Annotated in this window: 5 protein-coding genes and 1 pseudogene; 3 read left to right on the top strand and 3 right to left on the bottom strand. The window is 49.2% G+C overall.

Features of this window, described 5'->3' with window-relative positions; all coding sequences use genetic code 11:
- Positions 1-2 precede the first annotated feature (2 nt).
- On the bottom strand, positions 3-1,139 hold the full coding sequence (locus tag L0156_24175; protein ID MCI0606097.1) for a CoA transferase: 1,137 nt from the start codon (positions 1,137-1,139) through the stop codon (positions 3-5).
- 49 nt (positions 1,140-1,188) lie between these two features.
- Here L0156_24175 and L0156_24180 point away from each other — a divergent pair, with 49 nt between their 5' ends.
- Positions 1,189-2,853, top strand: a complete 1,665-nt coding sequence (locus tag L0156_24180) for an electron transfer flavoprotein-ubiquinone oxidoreductase (protein MCI0606098.1) — start codon at positions 1,189-1,191, stop codon at positions 2,851-2,853.
- Positions 2,854-3,240: 387 nt separating this feature from the next.
- On the opposite strand, the gene L0156_24185 is transcribed toward L0156_24180, so the two are convergent.
- Together L0156_24185 and L0156_24190 are read right to left on the bottom strand one after the other, a co-directional pair.
- Positions 3,241-3,600 carry a nuclear transport factor 2 family protein gene (locus L0156_24185; protein MCI0606099.1) on the bottom strand — a complete coding sequence of 120 codons (360 nt, stop codon included), beginning with the start codon at positions 3,598-3,600 and terminating at the stop codon, positions 3,241-3,243.
- 146 nt (positions 3,601-3,746) lie between these two features.
- Positions 3,747-3,906, bottom strand: a pseudogene (locus L0156_24190) (type II toxin-antitoxin system HicA family toxin).
- Positions 3,907-4,444: 538 nt separating this feature from the next.
- On the opposite strand from L0156_24190, the gene L0156_24195 reads away from it, so the two are divergent.
- The gene (locus L0156_24195; protein MCI0606100.1) at positions 4,445-4,933 is read left to right on the top strand and encodes a phage integrase N-terminal SAM-like domain-containing protein; all 489 of its coding nucleotides are present in this window, start codon (positions 4,445-4,447) and stop codon (positions 4,931-4,933) included.
- Positions 4,934-5,184: 251 nt separating this feature from the next.
- A complete protein-coding gene (locus L0156_24200; GenBank protein MCI0606101.1) occupies positions 5,185-5,868 on the top strand; it encodes a transposase in 684 nt (227 codons plus the stop codon).
- The last annotated feature ends 464 nt before the right edge of the window (positions 5,869-6,332 follow it).

Here is a 6,332-nt window from a genome sequence, read left to right on the forward strand (position 1 = left end):
GGCTAGAGAATTCCTTTTCGTGTGAACTCCTCAATTTCCGGCTTGGTAAAGCCGGCATCTTCGAGGATTTGCCATGTGTGCTCACCTGGTTCGGGAGCCTTTGTTGTGTTCAGAGTTTTCTCCACAAATGGAGTCCGCATTTGAAGGAGAGAGCCGAACGGATAATCCACACGGATGAACAGTTGCTTCGCAAGATCGGATTGAAAGGCTTCCGCAAGGGAAGTTACTGGGGCAATACAAACATCTTCACTATTAAAGTGTTCGATCCAATGCGACAGCGGTCTCGCTGCAATTTTTTCTGCGATTGTTTGGATGAGACCCTGCTGATTTTCCTGAAACTGCCGGTCTGCCAGTTGAGACATCTCCATCCTGGCGCAAAAATGATTCCAGAATTTTGGTTCCAGCAACGCAAGCGTAAGATATCGTTCATCTTGAGTTCGGTAGATGTTGTAGCACGCAAGACGTCCGTTCAGGTATTGTTCTGTTTTTGCATCGAGGCCGGACATCTGAATTCCGGCCAGGAGAATGATTGCGAAAAACGCGCCATCCAGCAGGCTGATATCGAGGAATTGACCGGCGCCGGTTCGGCTCCGTTGAAGAAGCGCAGCGAGAATCGCGGTGCTTGCTTGAAAGGCTCCCACCGTGTCCGCAATTTGAACCGGTGGAATGATGGATGCTTTTTCCTGGCTGCCGATGATCCCCGCGACACTAATGTAGTTGAGATCATGTCCGGGTTTCCAGGAGTTCGTTCCCGTCTGTCCATAGCCAGTGATCGAACAGTAAACAAGACGGGGGAATTCCTCGGAAAGGTTTGCGTAGTCCAAACCGAGCCGTTTCATGACGCCCGGGCGAAAAGATTCAATGAATACATCGCTGCTCTCCAGCAGTTTTTTCACGATCGATCGTCCTTCCTCTTTTCGTAAATCCAGCATGAGTGATCGTTTGTTTCTATTGAGTTGAAGAAAGGAAAGACTGTTGTTTTCTCGCAGAGGAGGAAGAAAGCGTCCCGTTTCTCCACCGGGCGCCTCCACTTTAATCACGTCTGCGCCGAGATCGGCCAGCATCAGAGTGCACAAAGGACCCGGGTACAAGCGCGTGAAATCCAGAACTCGAATTCCTTCCAGTGAACGTTGCAACATGGTTTTCTTTTACAGATGTTATATTGTCATATTCGGGGGTTTGAATCGAATGGCGGAAGAAAGAGAAGTTCTGGAAGTCGATGTCGTTTTTGTGGGCGCCGGACCCGCATCGCTCGCGGGAGCATTTCATCTTGCAAATCTTCTCGAGAAACAGGGCAAAAGCGATTTGACCATCGCGGTTTTGGAAAAAGGGAAAGATGTGGGCGCCCACGGAATTTCGGGCGCTGTTATGGATCCGCGAGGTCTGCGTGAGCTGATCCCCGATTTTATCGAGCAAGGCGCGCCTGTGGAATCTCCTGCAAAGGAAGATCACGTTTATTTTCTGACCGGGAACAGCGCGTTCAAGTTTCCTATCAATCCGCCGTTTCTAAACAATCACGGAAACTACATCATTTCGCTGGGCAAAATGGTCCGGTGGCTGGCCAAAAAAGTCGAAGAAAAAGGTGTAAACGTTTTTACAGGATTTCCTGGCGCGCAGTTGTTGCTGGAAGGAGATGCGGTTGTCGGAGTGCGCACAGGCGACAAAGGGATCGACAGGTCCGGCAATCGAAAAAGCAATTATGAACCTGGAATTGATATTCGAGCGAAGGTGACAGTTTTAGGAGAAGGCCCGCGAGGTTCTTTAACAAAACAGATCGTGAACAAGTGGAGCATGCAAGGTTTGAATCCACAGGTGTATTCACTTGGTGTCAAAGAAGTGTGGGAAGTTCCTGAGGGGAATTATGAAACAGGACGTGTAATCCACACGATGGGGTATCCGCTGAAAAGTGAAACGTTTGGCGGTGGATTCATTTATGGAATGGCGAACAATCTGGTTTCCCTGGGATTTGTTGTTGGACTTGATTACAAAGATCCGTTTCTTGATCCACATAACGAATTTCAGAAATTCAAACTCCATCCACTCGTGAAACAAATACTGAATGGCGGAAAAGTTCACAGCTATGGAGCGAAGACAATCCCGGAAGGAGGCTGGTACTCAATTCCTAAATCTTATGCGAACGGGCTGCTGATCATTGGCGACTCCGCTTCTCTTTTGAATGGACAGCGCTTAAAGGGGATTCACCTTGCCATGAAATCTGGAATGCTCGCGGCCGAGACGATCAATGAAGCGTTGAACGTGAATGATTTTTCAGAAGCGCAGCTGAAATCGTACAAATATAAAGTGGATCAAAGCTGGATCAAAGAGGACCTCTGGAAAGTGCGGAACTTTCATCAAGCGTATGAACACGGTTTGTGGGTCGGCATGTTCCATACCGGGCTTCAGTTTGTTACTGGAGGCCGCGGGCTGATTGATCCGTGGAAACGGGGAGCAGGGCACAAGGAAATGGAGAAGGTGCAGGCGTATTACGATGACAAAGTGCCCGATCCTTTTGAACGCAAAGTGAAGGAGGACAAGCAGCTGACATTCACCAAGCTTACGGATGTTTATTATTCAGGCACGATTCACGAAGAGAATCAACCGGTGCATCTTGTTGTTGCAGATACGGAAATCTGCCGGTTGCGATGCATTCATGAATATGGTTCTCCTTGCCAGCATTTTTGCCCGGCGAATGTTTACGAGATGGTGGAAGAAAAGCCAGGCGAAGGACTGCGATTGCGAATCAACGCGAGTAACTGCGTTCATTGCAAAACCTGCGACATTATGGACCCGTACGAAATCATCACATGGGTCACACCGGAAGGCGGAGGCGGCCCGGATTATAAGAACCTGTAGGAACAACCTAGTTAGAGTCTGAATCAGTTCCACGCCGAAACCAGGTGTATATGTAAGCTGAGCCCCACGGATGACCCATGTCCGGGTCTTTAGCGCCAGATCGTATCTCAACTCCGGCCATTCGGATATCCTCGCGCAGGAGCGTGTCGAAGCCGGACGATTCAGGTCGAGTAGTGACTTTGAATAGATCTATGGCTTCGTCAGTGATTTCATCCCAATCGACCTCCGGAGCCCCAATCGCCACGGCCCCACAATCGCACTGTCTTGAGTCACATATGCTTTTGCGAACAATGGTAGCGATTTGCCCGCACCAAGGGCACTTCCATTTCTCCTCTTCACGCATGATTCTGAGCTTTAAACAATACCATCTTCCGAGTTACACGCGCGCTACGCAATGGAGAACTGATCGATGACCCAGAGCCATGACCCGTCGCTTTGTTGGCGAGCGATCTCAGCGGTAACGTTGCCATCAGGAGAGCGAGTTGAAGTGAGTGCCAGGTCTCCACTGATAATGGCCGGGCGTTGATCTCCGAAGTTATACTTTCGACCCATTGCAACCTGATTGGCGTAGAACGCTCGGATTGCTTCCCTGCCTATCATCAACTGCCCGTTAGCGCAGTCAAGCACCGCATGGGGCTCATAAAGGGCCACCATTTCATCAACGTCTCCTGCCCTCTCCCGGGAAACTAACAGCCGCTCCAACTCCTGAGGATCACGTGCTGGATCACGTTTTACTTCATCGGGCATAACAACACTCCTTTGACGGCCATCCAATCAGGCTATCATAGCCAATTAAACTTTTCCTTGCAGTAATCTATGTAACCTCTTGCAAGTGGCATGACCAAGTGAGGCGCGGTTGCCGTCCGCTGCAGCGAGTTGTTCGCCGCCTGCTATTATAAATCCTCAGGCTTCAAGCCAGTTCGGTTGGAAATGCGAGCCAACATTTTCGGACCTATCCTCGTCTTTGTCATGAAAGGCGAACACGAAATCTGGCCATCCTTGCCTTGCAAGAGTACGGTGTGAACCCGATTGACGTTTGATTACCCAGCCAATCCGTAAAAGTGCGGCGAGAACCTGTTTGCTTCTTGCTGCGGCCTACTGCGTCATTTGATAACGTCTTGTAGGTCTGAACCTACACCTGGAACCAAGTCCTGTCTCCAATGTTACGCGGGAAGTTTGTTCAACAATTTCGTTTACATCATCCAGGACTTCCTTGAAAAGTAAACGTTCAGCCTCTAATTCAGAGGTACTGGAAAAGAAGACGTTAAGTTGAATGAGTGACTTCGCCATTCTTAAGTCCGCTTACGAGCCGCCGAAAGCCCGAGCTAACCGGCAACTGCCGCGACGAGCGAAGGCTTGCTTCTTGCAAGCTGGCCGGCAACGATGATGATAACCGAAACAAGCGAAGGAGTGAATAATGGTTGTAAGCCGATCTGCAAGAAGCAAGACTGAGCGAGGCGCGGGTCTTGTCCGGTTCAGCGAGTTGTTGAACTTAGGCGCGCGGACGCGCCGGTAATAGGCTAAGCAAATCGGTTGACGGCATTTAAAAAGGACCTGCTTTCCTACTACAGTATTGGTAAGGAGGTCCGTCATGAACGAACCACAACGTTTAAAACAGCTTCAACACCGGAGTACCAACCCAACAATAGAAGGAGTACCACAAATAGATGCTCTGGAGCAAATGCAATTGCGGATGCTTGGAGATATGCAATTGCAAGGGCTGGCAGAGCGGACGCAAGAATCGTATGTGCGAGCGATCCGGAAATTAGCGGAGCATTACGGAAAGGGACCGGATCAGATTAGCGATGAGGAATTGCGTGAGTACTTTCTGTACCGCATGAATGTTCAGAAGTGGTCGCGTGTTACAAGCACGATCGCGATATGCGGGATCAAATTTTTTTACGATCAGACGATTAAGGAAAGATGGCCAGAGATTCGCTTTGTCCGGGCACGCCACGACAAAAAGATACCGGTCATGTCGGATACAGGAATATTTGGGACACACCTCGCCCAAAACGACGGCCGTCTATACGCATCTTACAGAGATTTCAGAGCAACAGGCGCGGAAAATCATCGATAAACTGATGGAGGGTCTGTAGAACAAGATCACTTTGGCCGAGATCTTCCAGATCCACGGGGCATCGTATCGCGCTAGATTTGGCGCAAAGATGTTGCCCTCGCATCAGAAAGCGATGGTGGCAATCGAATCGTGTCGAACGGCTGCATTAGGAGGTCATCTTTACTATTGCAGCAAGTGCGATAAAGATTGCTACAGCTACCATTCTTGCAAAAGCCGTTACTGTCCGCGGTGTCAAACGAACAATCCGATGCGTGGGTAGAAAAGCAGCAACAACGGCTGCTGCTGAATGTTCCGAACTTTCTGGTGACCTTTACCTTACCAGCAGAACTGCGCCAATTCGCTCGCAGCCATCAGAAAACGATCCATATCTGGTCGCGCAACGAGCACTCTCTGACGTCTTTGCCGGCAAATTCTTGCACGGAATCAAGAAAGCAAAACTACATGCCAATGTCCGCTTACCTAAGAGACGGTGGGTCGTTGATGTTCTGGCCGTTGGCTCCGGACAAGCCGCGCTTCGCTATCTTGCTCCTTACATCTTTCGAGTTGCTATCAGCAATCGCAGGATACTTAAACTACAAGGGGAAAAGGTCACTTTCCTATTCAAAGATTCAAAAACCAAACAGGAACACCCCGTCGTTCTTACTGTCAATCAATTCATCCACTGTTTTCTACAGCATGTACTTCCGCATCGGTTTATCAAAGTGCGAACCTACGGATTGTTTTCTCCACGTCACAACCATCTGCTTGAAAAAGCAAACAAATCGTGGGGTTGGCCAAACTGGAAACAGAGAAGAATCCCGCCTCTTCGCCTCATCCGCGCACTCTTGCCTGTCCGCATTGTAAAAACCCGATGCAATATATCCGAGAACTTGGCAGAATCAATGGATTTCCTGAAACAAGACCACCATGATTATCACTGGCCACTCTTTGTTTGACATTCGTAAAATTCACGCAAAGCCGTTGCAGCTTTGGCAAGCTTGTGGTCTATCTAAAACATCAAAAAAACGCTCAAATTTCTGCGGGTTCATTTGCAGCAAGCAATTCGCTTTCCCAAATGACTTCAACGCTGCGCAAACTTTTACCACCAGAGTATTCTCAATTCCTGACCAACCCACATTGCCAAATCCATATCGACGGCGCTAAGTTCAACCAGGACCTGTGTGGCGGCTTACTCCTCAACTCCATGATCGGACCCTCCTTCGGTCATCTGTTGTTTCGATCAACTCCAGATTAAACCAAGGGGCGTCCTTTCTATACTACGTTCCACTCGCACTAGCGCCGTGCCTGTTCCTTGTACTGCCGTCTTTAGCGCAGGAGCTCTCGCACGAAACGATAAAAGCGAAGGCTTCTCCTTTGCATACCCTTAATGCTACGACAAGATAGGTAACCTCAAAAGGAT

This window comes from bacterium (assembly GCA_022616075.1).
GTDB lineage: Bacteria > Acidobacteriota > HRBIN11 > JAKEFK01 > JAKEFK01 > JAKEFK01.

What these genes read in the sequence shown, in the direction of transcription:
- L0156_24175 (MCI0606097.1), bottom strand. Translation starts at nt 1,139, where the DNA reads ATGTTGCAACGTTCACTGGAAGGAATTCGAGTTCTGGATTTCACGCGC.
- L0156_24180 (MCI0606098.1), top strand. Translation starts at nt 1,189, where the DNA reads ATGGCGGAAGAAAGAGAAGTTCTGGAAGTCGATGTCGTTTTTGTGGGC.
- L0156_24185 (MCI0606099.1), bottom strand. Translation starts at nt 3,600, where the DNA reads ATGCCCGATGAAGTAAAACGTGATCCAGCACGTGATCCTCAGGAGTTG.
- L0156_24195 (MCI0606100.1), top strand. Translation starts at nt 4,445, where the DNA reads ATGAACGAACCACAACGTTTAAAACAGCTTCAACACCGGAGTACCAAC.